Source organism: Kribbella sp. CCNWLW201 (assembly GCF_037203805.1).
GTDB lineage: Bacteria > Actinomycetota > Actinomycetes > Propionibacteriales > Kribbellaceae > Kribbella.
Genome location: NZ_JBBCBQ010000007.1, coordinates 54,459 through 79,621 on the forward strand (window position 1 = coordinate 54,459; position 25,163 = coordinate 79,621).

At 67.6% G+C, this 25,163-nt stretch carries 20 protein-coding genes; 11 read left to right on the plus strand and 9 right to left on the minus strand.

The window, feature by feature from the left end; translation table 11 throughout:
- Positions 1 to 67: 67 nt before the first annotated feature.
- Positions 68 to 4,132: a WD40/YVTN/BNR-like repeat-containing protein gene (locus V9K99_RS26545; RefSeq protein ID WP_337324124.1), complete on the plus strand. Its 4,065-nt coding sequence runs from the start codon at positions 68 to 70 to the stop codon at positions 4,130 to 4,132.
- A 40-nt stretch (positions 4,133 to 4,172) separates the two neighbouring features.
- Here V9K99_RS26545 and V9K99_RS26550 read toward each other — a convergent pair whose 3' ends face one another.
- Together V9K99_RS26550 and V9K99_RS26555 are read right to left on the minus strand one after the other, a co-directional pair.
- Positions 4,173 to 6,104 (minus strand): LamG-like jellyroll fold domain-containing protein, encoded by a 1,932-nt coding sequence (locus V9K99_RS26550; RefSeq protein WP_337324123.1) that lies wholly within the window; start codon positions 6,102 to 6,104, stop codon positions 4,173 to 4,175.
- Positions 6,105 to 6,207: 103 nt separating this feature from the next.
- On the minus strand, positions 6,208 to 7,260 hold the full coding sequence (locus V9K99_RS26555) for a Gfo/Idh/MocA family protein (protein ID WP_337324122.1): 1,053 nt from the start codon (positions 7,258 to 7,260) through the stop codon (positions 6,208 to 6,210).
- Positions 7,261 to 7,444: 184 nt separating this feature from the next.
- Between V9K99_RS26555 and V9K99_RS26560 the strand changes: the two genes are divergently transcribed.
- The gene (locus tag V9K99_RS26560; protein WP_337324121.1) at positions 7,445 to 7,882 is read left to right on the plus strand and encodes a TIGR03618 family F420-dependent PPOX class oxidoreductase; all 438 of its coding nucleotides are present in this window, start codon (positions 7,445 to 7,447) and stop codon (positions 7,880 to 7,882) included.
- A gap of 18 nt (positions 7,883 to 7,900) precedes the next feature.
- Here the strand turns inward: V9K99_RS26560 and V9K99_RS26565 are convergent, their stop codons facing one another.
- The 3 genes from V9K99_RS26565 to V9K99_RS26575 all read right to left on the minus strand — a co-directional run bounded on the left by V9K99_RS26565 (position 7,901) and on the right by V9K99_RS26575 (position 10,814).
- Complete coding sequence (locus tag V9K99_RS26565) at positions 7,901 to 8,992, minus strand: neutral zinc metallopeptidase (protein ID WP_337324120.1); 1,092 nt, start codon at positions 8,990 to 8,992, stop codon at positions 7,901 to 7,903.
- Positions 8,993 to 9,164: 172 nt separating this feature from the next.
- Positions 9,165 to 10,190: a M14 family zinc carboxypeptidase gene (locus V9K99_RS26570; protein ID WP_337324119.1), complete on the minus strand. Its 1,026-nt coding sequence runs from the start codon at positions 10,188 to 10,190 to the stop codon at positions 9,165 to 9,167.
- Between the two features lie 105 nt (positions 10,191 to 10,295).
- A complete protein-coding gene (locus tag V9K99_RS26575) occupies positions 10,296 to 10,814 on the minus strand; it encodes a hypothetical protein (RefSeq protein ID WP_337324118.1) in 519 nt (172 codons plus the stop codon).
- Positions 10,815 to 10,913: 99 nt separating this feature from the next.
- Here V9K99_RS26575 and V9K99_RS26580 point away from each other — a divergent pair, with 99 nt between their 5' ends.
- The 9 genes from V9K99_RS26580 to V9K99_RS26620 all read left to right on the plus strand — a co-directional run bounded on the left by V9K99_RS26580 (position 10,914) and on the right by V9K99_RS26620 (position 18,951).
- Complete coding sequence (locus V9K99_RS26580) at positions 10,914 to 11,642, plus strand: hypothetical protein (protein ID WP_337324117.1); 729 nt, start codon at positions 10,914 to 10,916, stop codon at positions 11,640 to 11,642.
- A gap of 64 nt (positions 11,643 to 11,706) precedes the next feature.
- A complete protein-coding gene (gene ligA, locus V9K99_RS26585; protein WP_337324116.1) occupies positions 11,707 to 13,704 on the plus strand; it encodes an NAD-dependent DNA ligase LigA in 1,998 nt (665 codons plus the stop codon).
- 34 nt (positions 13,705 to 13,738) lie between these two features.
- Entirely contained in the window at positions 13,739 to 14,716 is a 978-nt protein-coding gene (locus tag V9K99_RS26590) for an NAD-dependent epimerase/dehydratase family protein (RefSeq protein WP_337324115.1), read from the plus strand.
- Complete coding sequence (locus tag V9K99_RS26595) at positions 14,713 to 15,075, plus strand: hypothetical protein (RefSeq protein WP_337324114.1); 363 nt, start codon at positions 14,713 to 14,715, stop codon at positions 15,073 to 15,075. The genes V9K99_RS26590 and V9K99_RS26595 overlap by 4 nt, the downstream gene beginning before the upstream one ends.
- Before the next feature lie 45 nt (positions 15,076 to 15,120).
- The gene (locus tag V9K99_RS26600) at positions 15,121 to 16,056 is read left to right on the plus strand and encodes a nucleoside hydrolase (protein WP_337324113.1); all 936 of its coding nucleotides are present in this window, start codon (positions 15,121 to 15,123) and stop codon (positions 16,054 to 16,056) included.
- Between the two features lie 60 nt (positions 16,057 to 16,116).
- Positions 16,117 to 16,869 carry a maleate cis-trans isomerase family protein gene (locus V9K99_RS26605; protein ID WP_337324112.1) on the plus strand — a complete coding sequence of 251 codons (753 nt, stop codon included), beginning with the start codon at positions 16,117 to 16,119 and terminating at the stop codon, positions 16,867 to 16,869.
- Complete coding sequence (locus tag V9K99_RS26610; protein ID WP_337324111.1) at positions 16,866 to 17,489, plus strand: VOC family protein; 624 nt, start codon at positions 16,866 to 16,868, stop codon at positions 17,487 to 17,489. The genes V9K99_RS26605 and V9K99_RS26610 overlap by 4 nt, the downstream gene beginning before the upstream one ends.
- On the plus strand, positions 17,486 to 17,731 hold the full coding sequence (locus V9K99_RS26615; RefSeq protein ID WP_132217243.1) for a hypothetical protein: 246 nt from the start codon (positions 17,486 to 17,488) through the stop codon (positions 17,729 to 17,731). Before V9K99_RS26610 ends, V9K99_RS26615 begins: the two co-directional genes overlap by 4 nt.
- Entirely contained in the window at positions 17,728 to 18,951 is a 1,224-nt protein-coding gene (locus tag V9K99_RS26620; protein WP_337324110.1) for an alpha/beta hydrolase family protein, read from the plus strand. The genes V9K99_RS26615 and V9K99_RS26620 overlap by 4 nt, the downstream gene beginning before the upstream one ends.
- On the opposite strand, the gene V9K99_RS26625 is transcribed toward V9K99_RS26620, so the two are convergent.
- The 4 genes from V9K99_RS26625 to V9K99_RS26640 are packed head-to-tail and all read right to left on the minus strand — an operon-like array spanning position 18,942 to position 25,161.
- Positions 18,942 to 19,670, minus strand: coding sequence for a TetR/AcrR family transcriptional regulator (locus tag V9K99_RS26625; protein WP_337324109.1), 729 nt, complete (start codon positions 19,668 to 19,670; stop codon positions 18,942 to 18,944). The two genes, V9K99_RS26620 and V9K99_RS26625, sit on opposite strands and share 10 nt — an antisense overlap.
- A 9-nt stretch (positions 19,671 to 19,679) precedes the next feature.
- A complete protein-coding gene (locus V9K99_RS26630; protein ID WP_337324108.1) occupies positions 19,680 to 21,320 on the minus strand; it encodes a (2,3-dihydroxybenzoyl)adenylate synthase in 1,641 nt (546 codons plus the stop codon).
- Entirely contained in the window at positions 21,317 to 22,849 is a 1,533-nt protein-coding gene (locus V9K99_RS26635) for an FAD-dependent monooxygenase (RefSeq protein WP_337324107.1), read from the minus strand. Before V9K99_RS26635 ends, V9K99_RS26630 begins: the two co-directional genes overlap by 4 nt.
- Positions 22,846 to 25,161, minus strand: coding sequence for a hydantoinase B/oxoprolinase family protein (locus V9K99_RS26640; RefSeq protein WP_337324106.1), 2,316 nt, complete (start codon positions 25,159 to 25,161; stop codon positions 22,846 to 22,848). The genes V9K99_RS26635 and V9K99_RS26640 overlap by 4 nt, the downstream gene beginning before the upstream one ends.
- Between the last annotated feature and the right edge of the window lie 2 nt (positions 25,162 to 25,163).

Sequence of the window (25,163 nt, forward strand, 5' to 3'; positions counted from 1 at the left end):
GTTCAATTTCTCAGGATCGCATCTACTTTGGCAGGTAGAAGGCCGATAGGAATCGCAGGGGGAAGCCATGTCCGACGATGACACCCGGCACGACCGAGATCGCGAGGACAGCACCGAGCCGCCGGGTGAGCCCGAAGGCGGCCCTCTCGCGCGACAGGAGGCGTTCCTCGAGGAGCGGATGACCGCCCTGCGTCCGGTGACGCCAGTTGAGGGCGAACCATCCCTCGAGGAGGCGGTGGGTCCGTTTGAAGGTCCGGCCGGACAGACACGAGCGACGAACGATGAGGAGTTGTTCGACGCGGCGTCCCGTGCCGTGCCGGAGGATTTCCGGCTCCGACGGCTCGGTCAATTCCGCCGCGCACAGCGAACACAGGACCCGAGCCTCGCAAGTGCCGACGTGGCGACCTCAGCGGAGCCGCCAACTGCGCCAGGCGAATCGGACGACGAGGCGTCGACTCTGGAGGAACCCGATCCGCCTGACGTGGGGGCTCCCGAGCCGCCGGAGCCCCCTGTTCCACCACCGGCCGAGAACTGGGTTCCGATCGGTCCGTCGGTGCTGCGGCAAGGGCAGGCGGGTGCCCGGCCGGCGACCAGCGGTCGCACACCGGCCATCGCTGTAGCTCCCGGCGGAGACCGCGTCTACGTCGGAGCGGCCAACGGTGGAGTCTGGCGAACCGACAACGCCGGCCGGACCTGGCACAGCACCATGGACGCCTTCGATCTCAACCCGGTCAACGCCGCATCGGACTCGCTGTCCGTTGGTGCGCTGGCCCTCGATCCCACCAACCCCGATCGGCTCTTCGTCGGTTCCGGCGAGGGGCCGGGCGGCGCGTACTTCGGTGTCGGGCCGATCCTGACCACCGACGGCGGCCTGAGTTGGGCGACCGAGTTCACGGCACCGGGCAGCCCTGCTCTGGCCGGCAGCGCCTTCTACGCGCTGGCGATCGACCCGAACAACCCTGACCGCGTCGTCGCCGCCACCTACGTCGGCCTCTACCGGCGCGAGCCGAATGGGGCCGGTGGCTTCCACTGGGTCAGGAAGCTCTCGGGCCGCTGGTCGAGTGTTGTCGTGGCCAGCGCCGGCGCGACGACCACGTTCTACGCGTCGCTGTCGACCGGTCCCGTCCACTCCTCCACCGACGGCCATACCTGGACGACGGCGGGCACCGGCTTCCCCGCCAACGATGTCGCCCGGGTCGGGCTGGCTGTGCAGTCCACCAACCCAGGCGTGGTTTATGCCCTGGTTGCCAAAGCCAGCGACTCCCACCTGCACGGTGTGTACCGGCTGGACACGTCGGCGGGCAACTGGCGGCAGGTGACCGGTGCTCCGATCACTCTGTTCGGCCCGGACCTCGGCAAGCGCGGGCAGGGCACGTACGACCTGGCCATCGCGGTCGACCCGACGAATGTGAACCGCGTCTACCTCGGTGGATCGATCGTCTTCTCCGGCGGAGATTGGTCCGGATCCCTCTACCGGTGCCAGATCACTGTCGCACCGGGGTCGATCAGCATGTCGGCGACGTACATCGGCAACTCGGTGCATGGCGACATCCACACCATCACGTTCGCGCCCGGCGACGGAACGAAGTTGTGGGTCGGCTGCGACGGCGGTGTCTATTCCACGACCAACCCGACCGGGTCAGGCGACATCTTCACGGCGCGCAACACCGGACTGTCCACCCTCACCATGAACTATCTCGGGCAGCATCCGACCGAAGACGCTGTGCTGTTCTGCGGCACGCAGGACAACGGCGGCGTCCGGTACACCGGCGAGGAAGCCTGGCTGTACTCGTCCGGCGGCGATGGCGGCCATGCGGTGGTCAACTGGGCGGACCCGTACCGGGTACTCAGCAGCTACGTCCGCGGCGGTGTGCGTCGGTCGACCGACGGCGGCTCGCGCGGCTCATACGATCCGGCCTCGGTCCCACTGGTCACGGGCGAAACGGCGCTCTTCTACGCGCCGATAGCCGGCACGGCACCGAACCCGGCAGCTGCTGCCGAGGCCGAGATCGTGGCCTTCGGCTCGGTGCGACCGTGGATCACCACGAACTTCGGCACCAGCTGGACACCGATCCCGAGCGGCCTGCCGAGTGCACTGGCGAGTGACCAGCTCAACGACCGGATACGCTCGCTGGTCTTCGCCTCGGCACGTCGGCTGTATGCCGGCACGATGAGCGGAGGCGTGTACCGGTTCGACCAAGCCGGCGGAACCTGGACCAGGACGCAGATCAACACCCTCGGCGGCGCCGGAGCACTTCCCCTCGCCGGCGTGGTGACCGATATCGCCGTGGACCCCGCCGACGCAACCGGAAGTTCGATCTACATCGCGTTCGGCGGTGCCGGGGACTACCGGCACGTGTGGCACTTCAACGGAACCTCGTGGACTCAGCGCAGCGGCCCGGCCGCGGGCAGCCTCGACAGCCTGCTCGACATCCAGGCCAACGCGATCGTCACCGACCCGGACCATCCCACCCACGTCTATGTCGGCGCCGACATCGGAATCTGGCGGTCCGTCAACGGCGGCACCACCTGGACGCCGTACTCCCAAGGCCTCCCGGACGCCGCCGTACTCGACCTCCGTCTACATCAGGGCCGACGCCTGCTGCGTGCCTCGACCCACGGACGTGGCGTCTGGGAGCGCCGGATCGACAGCGGATCCGCAGCCGGGGTGGAACTGTACGTCCGGGACACCCAGCTCGACCAGGGCCGGTTCCCCACGGTGAACGGTTTGGCCGACCCCACTGACCCGGGCAGCACGGTGGTGCACTGGCGTGGGCCGGACATCAAGCTAGACACCCCGGATGCCGGCGGCAACTACCAGTTCCCACTCACCGGTGACATCGACTTCCACGACTTCGTCGACACCCTGACCGACGACTTCCGCAACGTCGCCACGCACGCCACCAGCACCATCGTCACGCGGGTTTACGTCCAGGTGCACAACCGGGGCGTCGTTCCAGCCGACAACGTCCGGGTGATGGTGCTCCTGGCGAACGCATCCGCAGGTCTGCCGGCACTTCCGGCAGGCTACGAATCCAACGTCCGAACAGGTACGCCGATCACGACGGCGAACTGGCGGACGCTCGGGATCGTGAACCTCAACGGGGTCCGTGCGGGCTTCCCGAAGGTTGCAGCAGTGGATCTGCCGTCGAGCAGCCTCCCTCCCCCTGCCAACCTGGCCGGAAACGATCACCATTGTGTGCTTGCGCTGGTGCACCATGCCGACGATCAGTTCACCAGCACGACGACTGTGACCGACACACTCAGCAGGACAGATCGCAAAGCCGCGCACAAGAACCTGCGTGTCGTGCAGTTCACCGGCAGTGTGCCGCCCGTCCGGCCGATCGTCGTGCCAGTACGGCTCAACAACCCACACGACGACATCCTCATCACCGATCTGGGTGTGCAGGTGGCCGGATACCGGGGACGCATCCGCCTGCTGATCCCAGCGCTGGAGACCCGAAGCGAGCTGCTCGACGCCGTGCAGGGCCTGAAGGTCACCCACGACCTCGACGACGTTCGGGAGTGGGCGCGCAAGCAAGTCGAGGTTGCGCAGTCAGACGATCATGGTTATGACCCGCAATGGACCCGGCAACAGGTCGAGGACATCACGCGAGCGATCGAAGGCGGCACTGGGCTCGAGGTCGTCGACGGTACGGCGGTGGGCATCCGCGGCATAGTGATGCCATCCCAGAGTCACCACACCGTGTTTCTTGTCATCGACTGTCCGCGGGATGGAGAAATCGGCGAGGCAACCGAACTCAGCGTGCGCCAGTTCGATGCCACGGAGGAGGAGATGATCGGCGGCTTCGACTTCCGCGTCGAGCTCGTACCCGAACCCGAGCCCGCCCATGCTCTCGAGCTGTGGGCCGAACGCTGGCGAGGACAATGGTGGATCGTGCGCGCCCGCCTTTCGCTGCCTGGAAAGGAACTCACGCCCGACGACGGCGCCCAGGTCCTGGTCGGCCTCGACGACGAGCAACCGAGCCGGCCAATGCGCTACCAACCACGCTGGCGCTCATTCGTCCTCCACCTCAACGCCGGCCGAAACGGTTCCCGCCTGACCGCCACCGCACTCCACAACGGCAGCGAGGTCGCAACCACCACGACCGAAGTCGCCCTCCCCAGATAGAGACAACCGACAACCGGATTCAGCGCAAGCCCGCCGACGTCTACAGGATGACGGTGCCCTCGGTGTCGTAGAACTGGCCTGGGTTTTGGTACATCCAGGTGATGGCGGCGGGGCTTACGGGGGTGTCGAACAGGCGGAGGCAGTCGATGTCGGCGACGGAATCGTCCGGGTCGTCTCCACCGATCACGAGCTGGGTTGGTACCCGGAGAGCGCCTACGTCGTAGGCGAGCGCGGTGACTCGCCTGCCGTTCAGGAAGAACTGCGTCCGGTACCCGTTGCACGACGCGGCGACGTGGGTCCAGGTCTCGGCGGGGATGGGTGCCGAGGTGATCGATACCGCGCCGGTGTTGCCGTCGGCGCCGTACAGCCGGGTCCACAGGTTGCCCCAGAGGCGGCCGGCGTGCGCAACTTCATCATTGTCGTTGCGGAGCACCAGGAAGCGTGCGCCGGATGGTTCCTCCCGGCATCTCACCCAAGCGCTGAAGGCCCAGCCTTTGGGGTTCGCCGGCCAGTCGATCGGGCCCCATGCGCCGCCGCCGGTGCCGTTGGAGGCCAGGGCGGAGCCGTGCACGCCGTTGGTCCACCAACCGGACGGGGTGAGCGCGAGACTGTTCGCCGCGGGTGACTTGTCGGCGGTCGTGCTGCCGCTGTTCTCATTGAAGTCGAAGACGGCCCGGGCGATGTTCAGCGGCCGTGCCGGGTACGCCGTTGGCGGCCCGGCCCAGTAGAGGTCGGCGACCTCGTTCAGGAAGTTCCTGGTCAGCGTGAGGTAGTCCCAGGTGACCTGACCACCGACGAGCTTGTCGCCACCGACGTGCAGCACCTTGAGCCCGTCGACCGTCGGGGTGAGGTGCGGGAAGCTGTTGCCGGTCGAGGTGGTGTCCTGAGCGGTGGAGCCGACTTGGATGCCGACGTACGTCGGGTTCATGGAGACGTGGATGGGGGTGAATCGGCCGACCACGAGGGCCGACGAGCTGGTCACGGACTTGGTGCCGTAGGCAATCGTCACCCAGGTCGCGGTGACCGTGCGGTTGGGGTTGACGACCACACGGACCCGGGAGTTCGCGGCGGCGTCGTCGATCGCGAGGATCGGCGCCGCACTGCTCGGTGTGGCGTCGAGCCGGACCCAGCCGGTGATCGCGAGCCGGTCGCAGTCGGGCAGGTTGACGGTCCCAGATGCCGCGGCCGCGGCTGCGGTCGAAACCAGCGCGCGACCGTACATGCCGTAGGTGTAGGCCGCAGACCGAGCCGGGGTCAGGTGGCGACCGTACCTGCCCCGATCGGTGGCCTCGTTGTCGAAGGGGTAGATCGCCAGTTGGAGGTCGACTTGCTCTTGCTCGACGACGGTTGCCCAGTACGACGATTCGATCGGATCGTTCCACCAGCGGAAGTCATCGACGACGCCGTGGAGCGGCTCGTTCTCCTCGAGTACGTTCCGGCCGACCTCCACGGTGACGCCGCCCGTGTAGTCGAGGTCGGTGGTCAGCGCATTCTCGGACAACACCGCGGTCCCGTCGACGACGATCTTCACCGTCTCGGCTCCGGGGCCGGAGGTCCGGTCGACCACGAGCATGAGGTGATGGGGAGCGCCGTCGCGGATGCTGGTGGTCGTCGCGTACGTCGTACCCTCGATCCAGGCCTCGACGTTGCCGGCCGAGTTGGAGGCGTACAGCGCCACGTCGAGGTCGCCGTCGCTCATGACCGACACCAGGCAGCGGGCCGCCGCGGTGGTGTCGTTCAGCCTCACCCAGCCGGCGAAGCTGATCCCACCATCGGTGTTGACCGGGTACGTGTCGTCGGCGGCGACGATGCGCATGGCGCCGCCGGTGCAGTTCAGGCCGTCGCCGTACTTCGCGGCGACGAGGGCTGCCGATCCGAGGATCCTGCCGTGCAGCCCGTACCCGGCGAGGTCCCTGACCATGTCGCCCGAGACGGATTCTGGATTGAAGTTGTACCCCGCGGCCTGTGCCATGTGTTCCCCCACTGGTTGCCGTCTGGGCATCGTACGCCGCGACGCCGCAGAGTCGAGGCTGGGAAACGGCCGGCCGGCGGGTGATGTTCCGAGCAGGGCTACATCATTGCGCCGCTCCGCGGACGGTCGCCTGCTGCTGGGCCGTCAGGGCCAGGCGCATGGTTTCGAAAGTGTGCTCCTGCGGCGCGGCCGAGGTGGTTCGTTCCCGTACGTCGCGAACCAGGTCGGGGTAGTAGGTGGTCTCGACCTGCGAGCAGTCGATGTACTGCGTACCTTCCTGATTGACCAGGAAGAGATGGTCGCCGCCATCCCGGCCTGCGATGTCGACGTACTTGCGCAACTCGATGTAGCCGTCGGTGCCGAGGATCATCAAGCGACCGTCGCCCCACGTCGGCAGACCGGCCGGCGTGTACCAGTCGACCCGGATGTAGCCCTGGGCATTGTCACTACGCAGCAGGATCTCGCCGAAGTCCTGCAGGCCGGGCTCATCGGGGTTGGCGAAGTTCCCCACCGTGCTGGCCACGACCTCGGCGGTCCGGGCGCCGGTGAACCAGAGGAACTGGTCGATCTGATGGGAGGCGAGGTCGGTCAGGATGCCGCCGTACCGGGACTTGTCATAGAACCAGTCCGGGCGGCCGGCCCCACCCCCGAGGTGACCGCGGTCGCCGACACGATGCGGCCCGATCCCGAGAGTCTGCACCACCGTCCCGATCCGGCCCTCGCGAACCAGCTCCCCGGCCTTGATTACGCTGGGGACTTCGAACCGCTCCGAGAACGTCACCGACCAGAACCGCCCGCTCTGGCCGACAGCCTTCTCGATCTCCTCCAACTGCTCGAAAGAGACACAGCCGGGCTTGTCGGTCACGACGTCCTTGCCGGCCCGCAACGCCGCGACGGCGATCGGCCCCCTTCGATCCGGTACGGCGGCAGTCACGATCAAGTCGATTCCGTCCCGACCGACCAAGTCGTCCGGACTCTCGACCACCGGAACCTCCGGATACAGCTCCCGGACCCGGCTAGCGATCGCGGCCGACGGATCGTCGGTCGCCATCCCGACGAACTCCGCACCGGCCCCGACGAGGCCCGCGATCTGACCGAAGATATGCGCGTGATCAAGCCCGACAGCGGCGAACCTGACAGCCTGGGTGGAAGTCACCCGTACTCCTCCCAACTCGGCAAATATCTCGACTGCCTCAGCCTATGCCTGATCGGCAAACGCTTGCCAACCTCACGCGAGTCGCCCCCGGCCGGCTGTGCAGCGGGGCGCGTGTCTGGTGACCGAATGTCGTCGTGTGATACCGGATTGACTGTCACGAACTCTCCACCGACAGGAGCCCGGCATGACCACCTTGAACGAGTTCGCAGACCTCGCCAGGACGGAACAGGGTCTCGCTGTCGTATCGACCCTGCGCGCCGATCAGACGATCCAGTCGTCGGTCGTCAATCTCGGCGTAATGGAGCACCCGATCGACGGCGAGCCCGTCATCGCGTTCGTGGCCTACGGCAAGGTCAAGCTCGCCAACCTCCGTGCACGTCACCAGGTCACGCTGACGGTGCGCTCCGGATGGCGTTGGGTGGCGGCGGAAGGGAACGGCGAGCTGATCGGACCGGACGACCCGCACCCGGCCGTGGACGCCGAACGCCTGCGCCTACTCCTTCGCGAGATCTTCACCGCCGCCGGCGGCACCCACGACGACTGGGCCGAGTACGACCGAGTCATGGCCGCCGAACGCCGCGCCGCCGTCCTCGTACGATCCAAACGGATCTACGGCTCCTGAGCCCCGGCCATCTCGCTCTCACGACACTCTGCCGGGCGAGGCCGTGAGCGTGGTGCAGTACGCAGGGTCGAGGGTGCCGAAGCCGCGTGCGGTCCAATACTGCCGATTGGCCGGCGAGCCGTGATCCGGCGGTTCGCCGCGATCGGTCGAAGTCCCGGCTTGTCCCTCGACATAACGTCGGTAGACGGTCAGATCGAGACCCGTGATGCCGTACGAGATCCGGTTGGCTCCCAAGAAGATTGCCCCGAGACAGGACGCCTGCAACTCGATCCGTCGGCTCACTTCGAGCCCCGCGTCGCGGTTCGGTGCGTCGTACCGGAGTCTCGTTGCGGCGGGCAGGATCCCGGTGAGCTGCTGCAGGTGGTGGCCGAACTCCCGCCCAGCCGTGTACGTGGCCCACATCCGGGTGAACGCTCGGTCGACGCTGCCGGCCGATCGGTTCCACCGCTTGCTGTCGTCGTCGAACTTCAGGTACAGGGTTTGACTCGAGGGGCAGTAGAACGACACCGCCGGACCGCTCGCGCAGGGCGACTGTATGGTCGCGGCCCAGAACACGACACGGGGAGCGGCGAAGGCGTCTTGCCCAGCGCGGACGTGTGGCTCCCACGCGCGGTTCAGGCAGTCGATCAGGTTGGTGTAGTACCGCCGTACTGCGACTAGGCGAGACAAGGCGATCTGCGGCTCACGGCAGTTGACCGAGCTCTGCACACCGCTGGCGTAGAGAGGATTCGCCGTCGCCCTATCCGCCGACGGTTGCGGACCGGCGGTGGAGTTGTCGTCAGGGTACGGCGTGCTCGCGCTCGTCAGCGCAGGGCTTGGGGCGGGGGCCGTCGTGGTCGCATTGTCCCCGCGGCCGGCGACAGCGACGATCACGACGGCGAGGCAGGCGATGCCCAACAGAGCGAAACCCAGGCCGGTACGGCGTCGTCGTGGCCGGCGGCCGGGTCGGTGGCCACTGTCGAACTCGGGCCCCCAGCCGATGTCCAGCCGGGTCAGATCGCGCGGCGTCTCCGACCGCAGATAACCGACATAGAGAGGTATCGATCCGTCGGGCAACGGCCCCGGCGCCGGGTGCGCTCCGGGCGGCTCTCCCCAGTCCTGATACGACATGGTGGTTCCTCACCCCCGGACACACAGCGCGTGATCCGGACCAGCGTGTGGCAGTCGTATTCAGCGTAGTACCAGGCCTGTCGTCACAGCCCACCCGCGCACTTCCTGCGTCTTTGCGTGCTCTTACCACCTCGTATGGTTGCCGTCGGCAAACTGATTCGAGTCCTCGCGGCTACTCCTCGTGTGGGTTGTCCACGAAGGCGCCGCGCAGTGGGATGGTGTCGGCGCGGGCCGGGTCGAGTGTGAAGACCGTGCCCTCGGCGATCGACTCCAGCAGCGCCGCCATCGACGCGTACGCCGTCCGGACCAGCATCCCGGCACTCTTCTGCCCGATGTCGCCGCGCAGCTCGACCAAGACACTGCCGGCGCCGCGGATGCCGTAGGAGTTGCGCGCGATCCCACGCGGCAACGTGCCCGGGTACTGGCTGACCTCGGCGAACCCGTAGTGCATGAGCGTGTCGAAGATGACCAGGCACATCTGCCGCGACAGCGCGACCGCCGAGGCCGGTGCGTCCGGGTGGTTCGGCCAGAAGATCGACGCGGTGATCAGGTCACCATCGGCGCTGCGGTAGGAACCCTGGTGGTGGTAGTCGACGACCATGTTCGGCTGATACCTGATGGCGACACGTTGCACCGCGGCAGCCTCCGGCACCGGGTTCACCTCCGGCGCGACGGCCGGATCGTGCCAGCGATTCACATCGAACCCGACACCCGGAGTACAGAACGCGCCGGAGCAATCCGGATCGTGGTTCTCCCGCTGGAACCGCTCGGAGCCATCCGGATTCACCTTCGGGATGACCAGCAGGGTGACCTTGCTGAGAATCTCGTCCCAGCCCGCGCCGCCGTTCCCGAGCCGTTGCAGCAACTGGAGCGCTGCCTCGGTGCCGAGCGGCTCGTTGCCATGCTGCTGAGTGATGTAGAGGACCTTGGTCGGGCCGGTGCCGACCTTCGCCAGGTACAGGTCGCGGCCCTCGTTCGAGCGACCGACGGTTTCGAGTGAGACGCGGCCCTTGGAACTGCGCTCGATCTGCCGGAGCGCCTTGACCATCTCGTCGTACGAATGCAGGCGCTCCAAGCTGACCTGCTGCGAGTCCTGCACCCAAGGGCCGTTCGGGACAGTCTGCGGATCAGCGGTCGCGGTGGCCGTGGTGGCCACTGCGAGCCCCATCACCAGCAACGCAGGGATCAATCGGCGCATGGCGGGCACCTCCCGGAACGGCAGCTGAGACTGTGCTCCCGACCCTAGTAACGCCCACGAGCCGCGGCAACGGCTCACCGCGGACGCAATTCCAGCCTGTCCGCCTCAGGGCAGCGGCTCGACCCTGTAGTCGCCGCCGTCCTCGATCAGCAGCACGCCTTCCCCTTTGCCCAGCGGGGGGATCGACTCACCGGCGAGTCCGAGTACGGCGGCCTCGTTGGTCGGGCTGTGTCCCACGACGAGTGCCCGACCGCCCTCCGGCAGTCCGTCCACCACCTGTCGCAACGCCAACCCCAGCAACCACGACTCCCGCTCGACGAGATCCGGATCGATCGCCCGCATGCCCTCGACATCGGCACCTTTGCCCGCCGTCTTGGCCGCCGCCCGCCACCGATCCTCCACCGAAGATCGCAACCCAGGCGCCTCCGTGATCGCGACCTCGTCCTGACCAGCCGAACTGCGCAGGATCTCCAGCATCTGGGTGCAGCGTGCCGCACCGGTGGACACGAACGCCGCGTACGGCGGATGCAGCCGACCACTGATTGCCTCAGCATCCGCCACCCCGCGGACCGTGAGACGATCGCCATCGTTGTCGGTGTGCCGACGCAACTCGACGTACCGCATACGACCAGTGTGCACGCACATCCCGGCGCGCACACTGAGTAACCACACGCGCGCCGGATGGTCCGGCGGGTTGGACGTGCGGTCGGCTAGGTTGCCGGGGTGATCGGTCTCGCGCTGCCGGGCTGGCTGGAAGCCTTTCTCGAGTTCCAGCTGGGCCTCGGCCTGTTCGTGGGGTTTGCCGTGTTCGTCGGGTGGCTGATCGCCCGGGTGGGTGGTCCCTGGGTCGCCAGATCCGAGGCTCGGCTGGCCCGGAACCAGGCCGGCGCCGACCGGTACGGCTGGCGGCCGGGCGTCGACACGGACGGGATGCTCACCTCCGCTGGACGCCGGTGCTTCAGCCGCGACGGCAGGCTGCGCCGGGTGCTGGTCGGTGAGTACGAGGGCCGCCAGATCCGGATGGCCGAGTTCCTCTACATCGTCAGGTCGCGCTACTTCCCCACGACCTACGTCAACCACCTGGTCGCGATCGAGCTGCCTGTCCATCTGCCGGAGCTCGTCGTCAGCCGGCAGCCGGTGGCCGAGCCCGGACTGCTGAGCTTCGAAGGCGAAAGCGGGGCCTTCAACCGGCAGTACTCCGTCGCCAGCCCGGATCACCGGTACTCCTCCGCCATGCTGCATCCCCGGATGATGGAGTGGCTGCTCGCCCATCCGGAGCTGAGTTTCCGGATCGTCGGCAACCTCCTCGTCGCGTACTCCCCCACGCCCTGGACCGTGCCGCAGACCCTCGCGACCCTCCCCGCTCTGAACGGCGTCGCCGACCTGATCCCGCCCTTCGTCCTCGACGACTTCGGCCAGTCACCACCACTGTCGTCCGCCGGCAACGGATGACTCGCCCTCGCCGAGACCACGGACTGAGGCGGTTTGTCGGGGCAGACAGGTAATGTCCTGGGCCGTGGACGTTGGGGAGCGTATTCAGGAAATTGCCGATCGGATCGTCGTACTGCGGGACGCCTACTACCGGGGTTCGCCGGCGGTGGCCGACGCGGAGTACGACGCGATCGAGGACGAGCTGCGGGCACTGATCGAAGCCAACCCGGAGCTGGCGCCCGACCCGAACCCGTTGGATCAGGTCGGTGCGCCCGCCGTACTGCACGCGCCCGTCCGGCACTCGCGGCCGATGCTGTCACTGGAGAAGGCGACCCGCCCGGAGCAGGTCGAGGCCTTCTTCAGCCGCTTTCCCGGCCAATCGGTGGTGGTCATGCCGAAGCTCGACGGCCTGTCACTGGCCCTGGTCTACGAGAACGGGCAACTGGCACGAGCGGTCACCCGCGGCGACGGGACGACCGGCGATGACGTGACCCCTCTCGTGCGGGCGCTCACCGACGGGGTCCCGGACCGGCTCGACGTACGAGACCGCGTCGAGGTCCGCGGGGAGGCGGTCATGTTGCGCTCCACGTTCGCCGCCTACAACGCGGCCCACCTCGACAGGCCCCTGATCAACCCGAGAAACGCGGCCGCCGGCACTCTCCGCGCCAAGGACCCGGCCACTGTCGCCGAACGGCGCCTGCAGTTCTTCGCCTTCGACCTGCTCAGCGACTCCAACAACGCCGACGCCGATCTCGAGCGCGCATTGCAGACGATGGGATTCACTGTCGCCGATATGTCGCACTGCGACGACGCCGGTGCCGCGCAGGCGGTGATCACCACGATCGAGCAGCAACGCAACGAGCTCGACTACGACCTGGACGGCGCCGTACTGCGGTTGGCCGATCGCGACGCCTTTGCCGCGGCAGGTACCCGTTCCAGCTCGCCTCGCGGCGCCCTGGCGTTCAAGTTCGCCGCCGAGGAGAAGACCACTGTGCTGGCCGACGTCGTCTGGGACGTCGGCAAGACCGGCAAGATCGCGCCGGTCGCCTGGCTGGAGCCCGTCTTCGTCGGGGGTACGACGGTCACGCGCGCAACGCTGGCGAATCAGGAAGTGATCCGCGCCCGCGACATCAAGATCGGCGACACGGTCCTGGTCCGCCGCGCCGGTGACGTGATCCCGTTCGTGGCCGGCGTACTCGACGCGTCCAAGCGCACGGGCGCCGAGCGAGACATCGTGCCGCCGAGCGTGTGCCCGTCGTGCGAGCAGGCGCTCACCGAGCAAGGCAACAGCCGCGAACTGTTCTGTACCAAGGTCTCCTGCCCCGCCCAGACTGTACGGCGGCTGATCCACTGGGCATCTCGAGCGGCGGCCGACATCGACGCGATCGGCGGGGTCTGGATCGAGCGACTGGCCGAGGCCGGGATCCTGGAACGGCCGTCGGACTTCTACCAGCTGACCAAGGAAAGGCTGCTGGAGTTCGACCGCATCGGCGAGGTCTCGGCCGCCCGGATGATCGACTCGATCGACACAAGCCGCCAGGTCGGCCTCCGCCGAGCACTGATCGGCCTCGCGATTCCCACCGCATCCGAAGGCACCGCGGCCAGGCTGTGCCGAGCCGGATTTGCTTCCTTGGAAGAGGTCGCCGACGCAGGTGTCGACGGGCTCGTCGGCGTTGACGACATCGGTCCCAAGGTCGCCGCCTCGCTGATCGAACACCTGACCCGGCTGAGACCCGAGCTCGAACGGCTCCGCGCGGCCGGCGTCTCGCTCGACGTACGCGAAGAAGACCTCCCGCCGGTCGTCGCGGCCGGTGCACCGCTGGCCGGCAAGACAGTGGTCGTCACCGGTGCCATCAGCGACCCGCGGTCCGGCGAGAAGGTCGCACGCCCGGCCTTCCAGCGACTCTGCGAGAAGGCCGGCGCGACCATCGCCTCATCGGTTTCGGCAAGCACCGACCTGCTCATCACCGGCGCGGACGTCGGCGCCGCCAAACTCACCAAGGCCGAAAAGCTCGGCGTCACCGTTGTCGACCAGTCCGAAATCTGGCAACAACTCCAAGCCGCCGACCTGCTCAACCACTGACCCCTCTGTACTGCGATCTCGAGGAGTACTTCGGATGCGTGTTCTCTTTCTTGGTGGGACCGGCATCATCAGCTCGGCGTGCTCTTGGCGAGCCATCGAGTCGGGACTCGACCTCACGGTCGTGAACCGTGGCAAGACCTCCACTCGCCCCCTCCCGGCGGAGGCGCGGCAGCTCACAGCTGACGTCGACGACCCAGCGGCCTTCGCCGCAGTCGCCGGCCAGGACTTCGACGTCGTCGTCGACTGGCTGGCGTTCACGCCGGATCAGGTGCGCGCTCGCACCGGCGCGCTGCGCGGACATGTCGGCCAGTACGTCTTCATCAGCTCCGCCTCGGCGTACCAGACACCGCCGTCCCGGCTGCCGATCACCGAGTCGACGCCGTTGCGGAACCCGTTCTGGCAGTACTCGCGCAACAAGATCGCGTGCGAAGACCTCCTGACCGCGCTCTACCGTGACGAGGGCTTCCCGGTCACGATCGTGCGCCCCTCGCACACCTACGACCGCACCCTCGTCCCGTTCGACGGCGGCTGGACGATCGTCGAGCGGATGCGCCGTGGCCAGCCCGTCGTCGTGCATGGCGACGGAACCTCACTGTGGACCCTGACCCACCACCGCGACTTCGCCCGCGGTTTCGTCCCGCTGCTCGGCCACCCCCGCACGATCGGCGAGGCCTTCCAGATCACGTCGGACGACGTCCTCACCTGGGACCAGATCGCGAACACGCTCGCCACCGCGGCCGGGACGTCGGCCCAGATCGTCCACGTCCCGTCGGACGCCATCGCCGCCGTACATCCCGCCTGGGGCGACGGGCTCCTCGGCGACAAGAGTCACTCGGCGGTCTTCGACAACACCAAACTCCGCCAGGTGGTCCCGGATTTCGTCGCCCCCATCCCGTTCGAAACAGGCGCCCGCGAAATCATCGCCTGGTACGACGAAGACCCGGCCCGGCACCAGATCGACCACAGCATCGACGAAGCGATGAACCTCCTGGTCGCCCGCTACGCGCAGTGAGTCTGACCCAGCAGATCGCGTCCTCCTGCGGCGTGGCGACGATGTCGGTCATCCTCACCAACCAGCTGAACGACTCGCCGATCATCCCCGGTACGCAGCGCGTCCCCGGGGTGGGCGAAGGACTGCGCGAGACCCAGGCGGCGATCCTGTCCAACACCCGCCCGGAAAACCTGGCCCCGCTGCACATCGACCCCGCCGCGATAGCGCGCGGGCTGGTCGACGCCGCCACCGCCTTCTCGCACACCTACTGGGTCGCCTGGGCGCTGGTCGCCCTCACCTTGGTCCCGGCCCTCCTGCTCCCCCGCAAACGCGAGGCAACCCACCTCGTCGACGAGGACATCGCACCCGCGAAACGCTAGGCGCACGACGAACACCAACGCCGAAGCCGAAACTACGATGTGCGGATGGCGACTCCGGTGGTGCTCGACTGTGATCCTGGGCATGACGATGCGATGGCGTTGTTGCTGACTGTTGCTGATCCGGCGGTCGAGTTGCTGGGGGTCACCACGGTGGCCGGGAATCAGACGGTCGACAAGTGCACGTTGAATGCTCGCCGCGTGTTGTCTCTTGCCGGTGTGTCGCACATCCCGGTCGCGCGTGGGGCCGAGCGGCCGTTGGTTCGGCCGTTGCGGATCGCCGATGATGTTCACGGCGAGACCGGGCTGGACGGGCCGCTGTTCGAGGGCGAGCCAAAGGTGCCCGAGGCAACGACCACGGCTGAGGAGCTGCTGGTCGACGTACTGACGAAGCACGAGGCGCCGGTCACGATCGTGGCGACCGGCGCGTTGACCAACATCGCCATGCTGCTCGCCGGTCACCCGGACCTGGCCGGACGCATCGAGCAGATCGTCTGGATGGGCGGATCCACCGAACGCGGCAACGTCACGCCGTACGCCGAGGCCAACTGCTTCGTCGACCCCGAAGCCGCCGACCAGGTCCTGCGATCCGGGATCCCGTTCACCATGTGTGGGCTCAACGTCACCCACCAGGCACTGGTGACCGACGAGGTTCTCAAAGCGTTCGCCGGAATCGGTACGCCGCTGGCACGCATCTGCGTCGAATGGATGACCTTCTTCGCCTCTACGTACCGACGGCTGTGGGGATTCCCCGCCCCGCCGTTGCACGACCCGGTCGCGGTCGCCCGAGTCATCGACCCGGCGATCGTCGGTTGCGTCGACGCCAACGTGGTGATCGAGACCACCGGCGAATGGACGGCCGGCGCCACAGCGGTCGATCTCCACCACTACACCGGCCGCCCAGCCAACGCGCGCGTAGCGATCGACCTCGACCAATCCAAGTACTGGACCAAGCTCAGCGAAGCAATAAGTCGGATCGATTGACGCTGGTGTTGACTTTTCGTCGGATCCGTCGAATCCTGGAAGGGAGACGAGAGGATCTGGATGAGTCACGTACGTGTCGGGCTTGTGGTGCCCAGTTCGAATGTCACTGTCGAGACGGAGCTGCCGGCGTTGCTCGGCCGGCATCCGGCGGCGACGTTCTCCTTCCATGCCAGCCGGATGCGGATGGCCAAGGTCTCCCCCGCCCAGCTCGCCGCGATGAACGCGCAGCGGGAGCGATGCGTCATGGAGCTCGGCGACGCCGATCCGGGTGTGCTGCTCTACGCGTGCCTCGTCGCGTTGATGTCCGTCGGTCCTGGTGAGCATCAGCGCGTCGAAGGGCTGATCGCCGAGCAGCTCGCCACCGGTGGGTCCAGGACGAAGGTGCGGTCGAGTGCCGGTGCGCTGGTCGAGGCGCTTCGGGCTGTTCCGGCTCAACGGATCGCGATCGTCACCCCGTACCTGAAGCCGCTAGCCGAGCAGGTCGTGGCGTACCTCGAAGCGGAGGGTTTCGAGGTCGTGGACTGGCGAACGCTGGAGGTCGAGGACAACCGTCAGGTCGGCTGCATCCCCGGCGACCAGGTGATGGCCGCCGCCCGCTCGCTGGAGTTGGCTCGCGCGGACGCGCTGGTGATCTCGGCCTGTGTGCAGATGCCTTCGTTGCCGCTGGTCGAATCCGCCGAACAGGAGTTCGGGCTTCCGGTGCTCTCGGCCGCGACGGCCGGTGCCTACAGCGTCCTCAAGGCCGCTGGTTTGCCGATCGACATTCCCGGAGCGGGTTCGCTGCTCCGTCGCGAAGGAGGACTCTCCCGATGAACGATCTCGCCGGACGTCACCTCGCCCGTGGTGTCGACCACGCCGCCTTCCCTACCTTCGATCCCGTCGGGACCGTCCGGTTCTACCGCGACGTCCTCGGCTTCCCCGTCGTCCACTCGATCTGTGCGGCCGGCTGGGGGCCGGACGATCACCCGGACTTCATCCATTTCTTCTTCGACATCGGCAACGACGACCGGATCGCCTTCTTCTACTACTTCGGGCTGCCGCGGCCGTCGGACGGGAAAGGTGATGTCTATGCGCGGTTCGACGACAGTACGCCGGACTGGTTCGTGCGATCGCGTCACCTGGCGATCCACGTGGACTCCGAGGACGCCTTGACCGAGTACCGTCGCCGGCTCGATCTGAGCGAATGGCCGGTCGAGATGCAGATCCAGCACGAGACGATCGAGTCGATCTACACCCACGACCCGAACGGCTACATGGTCGAGATCACCCGGGCACTGCGTCCGGTCACTCCGCAGGAGGATCTGGACGCCAACCTGACCATCGACGCGCTCGTCGACATCGCGCAGCGCGAAGGGCACACGATGGACGATCTGCTGACCCGCAAGGCTGAGCTGATCGTGGAACGTGCCCCGTCGTGGGAGGTGCGTATATGAGCCGGCTGTACGTGCTCGACGTACCTGAGAACACGTCCGTGGCAAGAGTCGCCGGGGAGTCGGACGGCGTCCAGGTGGACAAGCTCGGTCCGTACTTCGTCATCGAGTACGACGGCCCGATCGTCATCGACCGTCGGGCCACCGGCTGTCGTCACGCGGTCTGGTACAGCTGTGTCGCCGGGTTGGCCGGTGGCCGGATCGTCCAGTGGGACAAGGACGCGCTGCGAGTGGACCCGCGATGACGGCAACACAACTGGGGGCCGGACGCTACTCGTCCACCATCGAGGGCCCTGACGGTGTCGCGACCAGTGTGCACGAGCTCAGCACCAGCGACGACGCCAAGATCACCGGCGTCCTGCGCGTGCCCCGAGGAGCGACGACAGTCGTCACGATCATGCATCCGCGACAGGACGTCACGCACCATCCGCTCGTTCCGTACCTCTTGACCATGGGGTACGGCGTATGGACTCAGGGCGCCCGATCGCCGAACAACGACCTCAACCTGCTGCACGAGCAGGCGATCATCGACTTCGCCGCCGGTCACGCGTTCCTGCGCGACAACGGCTTCGGCGTCTACTCGCTCGGTCACTCCGGTGGTGGAACCCTCGCCGCGTTCTACTGCCGGCAAGCCGACCTACCTCCCGATCAACGTCTCGCGACAACGCCGTCCGGCCGGCCGGTCCCGTTGGCAGACACCGCGATGCCGCTTCCCGACGGATGCATCTTCCTCGCCCCACATCCCGGCCAAGGCGCCCTCCTGCAGCGACTGATCGACCCGTCCGTGGTCGACGAATCCGACCCGCTCTCCGTCGATCCGGATCTCGACCCGTTCAACCCCGCCAACGGATTCCGCCCGGCACCCCAGTCGAGCAAGTACGACGAAGCCTTCATCACTCGCTATCGGGCCGCCCAACAGGACCGGGTACGACGCTTGGACGCAAAGGCTCGCGAACTCGTATCGGATGCCCAGCAGGCGAATCGTGCCTTCAAGTCCGGCGGTGACGCGGCCGATCGTCGCCGAGCCATCGCCCCACGGGTGATGACCGTCTTCCGTACCGACGCGGATCTGCGCAACGTCGATCTCTCGCTGGATCCCAACGATCGCCTGTACGGCTCACTGTTCGGCCGGCGCCCCGATCTGACCAACTACGGTCTGGTCGGCTTCGGCCGCCTGTCGACGGCGGAGGCGTGGCTGTCCACCTGGTCCGCACTGTCCACCAACGCGACCTTCCTCGACTGCGCCCCCGGCGTGACCGTCCCAACACTGCTCCTGGAGTTCACCGGCGACCAAGCGTCGTACCCGGCCGACATCACCGCGATGAGCGACGCGCTGGCCGCCTCGGACCTGACCGTGGAGTCCGTCCCCGGCACCCACTTCGGCGGCCCGGTCAGGAAGGGCGCCGCGACCGGCACGTCCTTGGCGGCCCAGCGGATCGAGAGCTGGCTGAAGGCTCACGCCTGATCGTCGGTCAGGATCTTCTCGAGGTGCTGAACGTCCTGCTTGAGGCGTTCGATCGCCCGGGTCCGCGGGTCCACGCCCGGGTCGGCGTCGTCGGAGGAGAGGACGGAAGCGACAGCCAGGTCGGCGATGGTGGTGGCGACCCGGCTGTTCTCCTCAGGCGTGCCGGGGTGGTGCCACCAGGCGACCCAGTTGCATTGGCCGATGACCGCGAGCGCGGCGATCCGGGCGTCGACCGGGCGGAACTCGCCGGAGGCGACGCCGGCCTCGATCACGGCGACGATCTCGTTGAGAACGTCGCGACGGCTCTGGTTGTACGGCCCGACGAGCTCCTCGGGGAGGTCTGCCTCGGAGCGGATCAGTAGCTGGAACTTGGCCGGTTCGCCGGCCTGTTGCAGTGCGATCGCGTGGGCGATCTCGCGCAGCTTCTGGGCGGCCCCCAGCTCGCTCTGTGCGCGGATGGCACGCAGCGCACGCGCCGGTCCTTCGGCGAGCTCGCTGACCAGCTTGGCCAGGATCTCGTCCTTGTTCTTGACGTAGTGATAGAGCGCCGGCCGGGTCAGTCCGGTCGCGTCCGCGATGTCCTTCAGGCTCGTCCCGGAGAACCCACGCTCGGCGAAGAGCCTGGTCGCCTCGGCGATGATCTGGCTCTCGACGAGATCGCGGCGGGTACTGCTCCGCACCCGCTCGTCGGCATCGGCGGGCTTCTTCGCTGACGTCATGGGCCGACTCTAACCGCCGGTCCCGGCCCGCAGCGCCGCGGCGACACGGTCGCGGAGCCGCGACTTGTCGATCTTGCCGACGTTCGTCCGCGGCAGGTCGTCCAGCTGCTCGACCCGTTCGGGCCATTTGAACTTCGCGACGCCGAGCGAGTCCAGGTACCGCTGGACGGTGGGCAGGTCGACGGCTCCGCGGGCGACGACGTACGCGCACGACCGCTCGCCCAGCCGGGCGTCGGGCATCGCGACGACGGCGGCCTGCTGGATGTCGGGGTGCCTGAGCAGCAGCAGTTCGATCTCCTCGGCGTTGATCTTCTCGCCGCCACGGTTGATCACGTCCTTGATGCGACCCTCGATCAGCAGCTGCGGCCTGCCGTCGTACGTCTCCCAGCGAGCGAGATCGCCGGTGCGGTAGAACCCGTCCGGGGTGAAGGCGAGCGCGTTGCGTTCCCCGGCCGCGTAGTACCCGGGGATCGTGTACGGACCGCGGCAGCACAGTTCGCCGATCTCGCCGTACGGCGCCTCGACCTCGCTGCCCGGGAGCAGGATGCGCACCTCGTCGTACTCGCTCAGCGGTGTGCCGACGGTCCGCAGCCGTGCCTCGCGCGGATCGTCGAGCCGGCTCATGACGAACAGGCCCTCCCCCATGCCGAACAGCTGTCCCGACCAGATCCCGCGCCGCTCGAGCTCGTCGAACAAGGTCTCGGGAACCTTCGTGCCGGACAGCAGAACCTGCCGCAAGGTCGGCAGTTGATCGAGAAAGCCAGGCTGCCGGAGAGCGCCGAAGTGCCCGTGCCCGATCAACGCGGAATCGACGCCGGCGCGGGCCAGCAGGTCCATCGAGGCCGTGGCGTCCGGCGTTCCGAGGACGAGGGTGGCTCCGCAGCTGTGGGCGGCGTGGATCGCGCAGGTGATCCCGGCGTTGTGGATGACCGGGATCAGGTGACCGACCTTGGTCTCCTTCGTCCAGCCGAGCCGGCGAGCGTAGGCCGCCGCGTTGTACCAGTACTCCGCATGCCGCCGCGGTATGAGCTTCGGTACGCCGGTCGTGCCGCCGGACAGCTGCAGCGCCACCAGATCGTCCGGCCCGGTGCTGCCTTGCGCCTCGTCGATCCGGGCGCGAATCGCCGCTTCGCTCAGGTCGGTACCGAGCGTCTCGAGCGACGACACCTCTGCGCCGATGGTGATGATGTGGCGGAGGCTCGGGTGGTCCGTGGCGATGTCCTGGGCGAAGGCGACCAGGTCGAACGGTAGGCCGGCTTCGACCAGGTGAGCGGTCGCCGCACACTGCCGGCTGATCTCGGCGATCTCGTGCGCACGGTGAGCGGCGAGCGTGGCAACAGGGACGAGAGCGGCTTTGAGGCACGCGTACCACGCCACCACGGTCTCCAACCGGTTGGTCACCTGGAAGATCACGCGGTCGCCCGGCTGGACACCGAGCTCGAGCAGGCCCGCGCCGATCCGGTCGGTCCGCTCGTCGAGTTCGGCGTACGTCAGACTCCCTTGCTCGGCCACGACGGCGATCCCATCCGGATGCCGCTGCGCCACCGCGGTGAACTCGCGAGCGATGGAACGATCGCCCCACAGCCCGGCTTCCCGGTAGCGCTCGGCCAGCTCCGGCCGGAACGGCGGCACCAGCTCGTCCGTGATCACGCGGCACCGCCCAGGTCGACCAGGTCGACGCGCTCGGTGACGAGAGCGCCGACGGCGAGGTCGGTCGCACTCGCGTCGAGTCGGGCCACGACCAGCGTGCCCGCTTCGCGCCGGATCCGCTCTGCCAGGTCGAACATCGTCAACACGGAACCAGTATCAGCAGCAGTGCTCAGCAGTACGCCGGACAGCGCCTCGTCGGCCCCGATCTCCTTCACGAGAGTGTCGGCGGCGAACCCCCAAGGATCGCCGAGCGTCACGTGCACCGGACGCAGGCCAGCGATCTCCGAAGCCCGCACGCGACGCGACGGAAACGCCGTACCGAGAGGTTGCCGCAACACCCACTCAGTGCGGTTGCCGTCATCGACCTCCGACACCTCGCACCGCCCATACTGAGCAAGAGCCATCCGTACGACGCCCACCGCCGACGTAGCGAATCGGTCGACAGAGACCTTCCCCGCCCGGGTCATGTACGAGACGAGGAGTTGCTCCACCGGCAGGTCGAGCCGCGTCGGGAACGAGTCCCACCAGCTCATACTCCGGGCCGCCGTCTCCTGGAGATGTTCGACGGCCGGCCGCCGTACCCGCTCGTACTCCGCCAGCGCCTCCTCGAGGTCGCTCGCGCCGTCGATCGCCGCGGCCAGCGCGATGCCGCCCTCCATCGCGAGCTTGGTGCCGGACCCGATCGAGTAGTGCGCGGTGTGGGCCGCGTCGCCGAGCAGTACGACGTTGCCGTCGTGCCAGCGTTCGCAGCTGACCGTCCGGAACCGCAGCCAGCGCGTGCGGTTCCCGATCAGCCGATGCCCGTGCAAGTGCTCGGCAAAGGCCTCGCCGAGATACGCGAGCGCGTCCTCGTCACTCCCATCGAACTGCAGCCGCTCGGTGGTCACGTCGAAGCCGGCCCGGCGCCACGTCTCCTCGTCGGTCTCGATCAGGAACGTGCTCCGATCACTGGCATAGGGGTAGGCGTGTGCGACAAAGGTCCCGTACTCCGTCCGCACCGGTGCGAATACCGCCCTCGGCAGCGCAACGTCTGTCCCGGCCCAAAGATAAAGGCCTTTGTGTACGTCGATCCGAGCGCCGAACACCTCAGCACGGGCATCCCGGGTTCCACTGTTGACACCATCGGCGGCGATCACGAGCTCGGCATCGAGCTCATCCGCAGAGACCCGCGAGTTGTAGCTGAACTCGACGCCGGCATCGGCCGCATGACCGCGCAGGACGTCGAGCAACGTCGACCGGCCGATCGCGATCAGGTTGTCCAGCGCCAGACTCACCTCCCGGCCGCCGACCGTCATCGACATCTCGTGCGACCACGAGTTCGCGACGATCGCCGCGAAGGTTTCCGGGTCCGCCGCCTCCAGGTTCCGCTGCGTGCGAGTCGCCAGACCGACACCGAAGCCGAACGTACTGGCGGGCTCCGATTGCTCGAAGACCCGCACGCGACTGTCGGGATGCCGGAGCTTGAGCAGGCGGGCGACGTACAGTCCGCCCGGCCCACCGCCCAGCACGTCCACGGAGCGAAGCCTCACTGCGGCCCACCCGCGAGTGCGAACCGGCCGACGTCGGACACGTGGTCCGCGTGATCCTTGGGCACGACCGAGGAGTAGACAGCTGTCCAGCACCCCGGGCAGCAGAGCTGCCGGAACAGGACCTCGTCGTCGACGTACGTCGCCGGATCGGAGGTGATCTGCGGACCGGCCTCGCTCGACGGTCCCTCGAAGATCGCGAGCTGAAGCTGCGTGCCGGTGGTGAGGTCGGCGAGCCGGTGACCGCAGTGCGCACAGCCAACCTCGTTGCCCGCGACAACCAGGTTGTCGTCCAATCGTCGCGCACTCTCCAAACCGATCCGCGTCGCATCGGATGTCTCAGGCACAACGGAACGCTCACGTCGCTGGTCCCGCAACCGATCACGCAGTACGGCGGTCTCCTCACCGTCGACCACGTTGTCCCGCAGGACAACGCCGTACACCTGATGCGCGGCCTCTGGTGAGACCTTCTGCTCTCGTACGTCGTCAGCCACCGCAGCCGGGTCGCGATGCAGCGGATCGCCGTACCCGCCGCCGCCTTGCCAGCTCAGATACAGCACCTCCCCCGGCGCGAGATAGGACTGCGCATAACAGTTGCCGAGTTCAACACCATCGCCGAAGTCGTCCAGCGACTGTGGAACCTTGCCCTGCTCGAGAAGCGCGTGTACGTCGGCACCACGCGCGACTGCGTCGAGACCCGTGTTGCCGGGATAGCCGCCGGCCAGCCCGTTGTTCTGCGAGACCGCCTTGCCGGCGGAGGCGAGCACCAGGCCGGCTGGATTGCTGGACCCGTAGAGCGTCACCGCGACTGATGCACTGACGCCGCCACGCTGCCGCCCGGGACCGCCTGAGTCGGGCTCCTCACGCCGCCACAGCGTGAGCAGTGGATAGAGGAACTCGGTCATCTCGACGTCGGGGATGCGCCCCATCGGGATGCAGAACAGGCCGCCCGTATCCATACCGTCCGCCTGCGGCCGGGCACCGAACCCGCCGGCCATCGGCTCCATCATCACGTTGAGGAACGGCATCGGGAACTCGCCACGTTCGTCGAGCCCGGCCACGACCGCCGTGTCCCAGGTACCGCAGCAGGCCGCCTGAACACTCTTGCCGAGGTCCACCGACCGATCGAGCAACTGCGACAGGCACTCCGCGACCAACGTCCCGGTGAGCCAGGCCGGTCCGATCGGACCACGACTGACGGCTGCGGGGAAGGTCGCGTTGTTGATGGTCCCTTCCTCCGCGACCAGGTCGAAGCAACGCATCAGGCCGCCCGCCGACCAGGGGATGTCGTGCGCCAGGATCGGCAGCAACGCGAGCATCACGCCACCACGCATCCCCGCGAAGGTGCAGTTGATGACGCCGGTCTGCGGATCGGTGCCGTGGAAGTCGAAGGTCAGGTGATCGTCGGTCTTGGTCATCGCGACGGTGATCTTGTGCACGCCACGGTCGCCCTCGTGCGACTGGTCTTGATACCCGGTCGCGCGCCAGGTCCCGTCGGGCAACGCGGTCAGCTTGCGCCGCAGCCGGCTCTCGGCGTCGGCCATCATCCGCTTCATGACCGCCTTGACCGTGTCCGCGCCGTACTGCTCGATGACATCGACCAGACGCTTGCGACCGACCGAGTTCGAGCCGATCTTGGCCCGGAGGTCCAGGTTGACCAGCATCGGTACGCGCGAGCGTCGTACCCAGGCATCGGCGACGTCGTTCTGCAGCTCGAAGTCGCGCACGACCTTGATCGGTGGCGTCGGCAGCGCCTCGGCGAAGACGTCCTGCGCGGCCGGGGAGAACGAGCCCAGCCCGACACCGCCGAGGTCCGGCTCGTGGCAGATCGCACTGGTCCAGGCGAACAGCTTGCCCTCGTGGAAGACCGGCTGGAACACGATCACGTCGCTCTGGTGCAACCCGCCGCCGACCCACGGGTCGTTGCAGAGGAACATGTCGCCCTCGCGAATACCGGGATTGTCGGCCCGGTGCTGCAGAGTCCAGTAGATCGCCAGATCGACGGCACCGACGAGCATCGTGTTGTAGAGGCCGACCTGCACCTCCTGGCCGACCTCGTCGCAGATCGCGAAGTCGAAGTCGTTCGCATCCGTGACGATCGGGGAGCCGGACATCCGCTTCAGCGCCTCGCCCATCTCCTCGGTGACGGACCACAGGCGATGCCGGATCACCTCGTAGGTCAAGGGATCCAGGTTGTCGATCTGCTCCTGCGTGACGGTGTGCACCGGCAGGGACGCGGGCAACGCGGAGGCGAGCACCGCCGGGTCGACGGGACGGCTGGAGAAGTACTCCGAACCGGGAATCTGCATCGCCATGG